The organism is Aetokthonos hydrillicola CCALA 1050 (genome assembly GCF_017591665.1).
GTDB lineage: Bacteria > Cyanobacteriota > Cyanobacteriia > Cyanobacteriales > Nostocaceae > Aetokthonos > Aetokthonos hydrillicola.
The window spans coordinates 1-1,874 of the sequence record NZ_JAAKGC010000334.1 but is presented as its reverse complement, the minus strand read 5'-3'; the positions used below and the strand labels follow the sequence as shown (position 1 = coordinate 1,874).

At 37.8% G+C, this 1,874-nt stretch carries 2 protein-coding genes; one reads left to right on the top strand and one right to left on the bottom strand.

From position 1 onward, the window contains the following. Positions 1-3 precede the first annotated feature (3 nt). Positions 4-417: an IS200/IS605 family transposase gene (gene tnpA / locus G4P69_RS37610; RefSeq protein WP_208355024.1), complete on the bottom strand. Its 414-nt coding sequence runs from the start codon at positions 415-417 to the stop codon at positions 4-6. A gap of 86 nt (positions 418-503) precedes the next feature. On the opposite strand from tnpA, the gene G4P69_RS37605 reads away from it, so the two are divergent. Then, complete coding sequence (locus G4P69_RS37605) at positions 504-1,868, top strand: RNA-guided endonuclease InsQ/TnpB family protein (RefSeq protein ID WP_208355022.1); 1,365 nt, start codon at positions 504-506, stop codon at positions 1,866-1,868. The last annotated feature ends 6 nt before the right edge of the window (positions 1,869-1,874 follow it).

Below are 1,874 nucleotides of genomic sequence, written 5' to 3'. Positions count from 1 at the left end.
CTTTTACAACCTACCACCGGACTGATTTTGGATGTATTGCTTGACAGTTTCCAATGGTGCGCCACCACAAGAAACAATACATTTTGAATCGTGCCAGAGTTTAGCTTTTCCCCAGTAGTACTGATCGATTATGGGTTTGTATTTCTCCCTCAAAATTCTACTGCTAGCAGATTTGAGAGAGGCTACCAAATCAGAGATATTGTTGTCTGGATGTAGGTCAATAAGTAAATGCACATGATCAGCTTCACCATTACAGTCTTCCAACGCAGAACTATTTGCCAATAATACTCTCTCAAAAACTTCTTTCATATCTTTTATCATCTCAGCCGTAAATACTTTACGTCTATATTTTGTGACAAATACAATATGCAGGTGAATAGAAAAAACCACGTGTGACCCGCTTCTTAGTTTAGCCATAAAAATTTCTTGTCATATAAAAAATCTGTGCTAGAGTAATTATAGGTTAAAATATCGAGTCACATAAAAAAGGAGGTGAGTGATATATGGATAATAGACGGCAAACTTTTCGACTGTATCCAAATAAACACCAAGAACAGAAATTATTTGAAGCACGAAGAGTTCATGCATACGTTTACAATGCCTGTATTGCTCACCGTCGTTTTGAGTGGAAGAAAAACAATAAAACCGTTACCTACTTTGACCAACAGAACTGTTTACCTGAATTCAAAAAAGAATGGATTGAGTTTGCTTATATTCATTCTCAAGCAATGCAGGCAACAGTAAAGCGAGTTGATCTAGCTTACAATTCGTTTTTTCAACGTTTACGAGGTTTGCCTGGGTTCAAGTCAATTCGTTATTATTCCGGTTGGACTTATCCAGCTAAATCTGGGTGGAAAGTTAATAGTAACGGTAAGCATGGTAGATTAACCCTAAACGATTTAGGTATTACCTTAAAAATACGAGGTAAGGCTAAACAATGGGGAATTCCTTCCACGTTGACTATTGTTTACAAACCAAGTAAGAATCAGTGGTTTGCTTCCATAACGGTTGACATACCCACCCTTGAATCTAGGTTTAGTTCTGAATCAAAACTGGAGTATCAAAATGTAGTTGCTTTTGATTTGGGTACTCAAACAGCAATTACTTTATATGATGGCTCTAATTTTGATGAAGTCGAAAATCCTAGATTTACCAAAAAGACTGAACAAAAAATTAAAAAAGCTTCTAAGGAACTCAGGAGAAAACGCGCACCGAATAAGACAAAGAAAATCAAAGCTTCTAACCGTTGGAAGAAAGCACGGAAACGTGTTTCTATACTTCAAGCTAAAGTGGCTACTCAGCGCAAAGATTGGCAGCACAAGGTTACGTCAGACATTGCAAGTCGTTATGACATCGGCGTAACCGAGAAGTTAGAAACTAAAAAAATGACCAAGAAAGCTAAGAAAGGAAGTAAACGAAAAAAGCAGAAAGCAGGACTTAATAAGTCTATTCTTTCTGTTGGTTTTGGAGCATTAAACCAAATGATTGCTTACAAGATTGAGCAAAAAGGAGGAGTAATGTTGATACTTCCTACAAAAAAAATCAAACCATCTCAGAGATGCCCTAACTGTGGAAAGGTTCATAAAGAATGGGCAGAACTTTCTAACCGCTATCACGTTTGTAATAAGTGTAAATTTGAAATACAACGTGATAAGGGTTCTGTGATGGTTATGTACAACGTTGCAATTGGTAAGCAACCGGGGGCTGGAACGTCCCTCGCAGATGTCGGATTATCAAGCTCTACTGACTCGACCAAGAAGCGTAAGCATACTGGATCGATGAAGCAACTTGGTAAAATGAAGCGTCAAAACTCTATCAATAAGACGAATGGGGATTTAGAAACCCCATCCGTCTTTACGGTGGGGTAGTTCATA

Bases quoted from the DNA above. Each gene is read 5' to 3' on its own strand.
- tnpA (WP_208355024.1), bottom strand. From the start codon at position 417: ATGGCTAAACTAAGAAGCGGGTCACACGTGGTTTTTTCTATTCACCTG.
- G4P69_RS37605 (WP_208355022.1), top strand. From the start codon at position 504: ATGGATAATAGACGGCAAACTTTTCGACTGTATCCAAATAAACACCAA.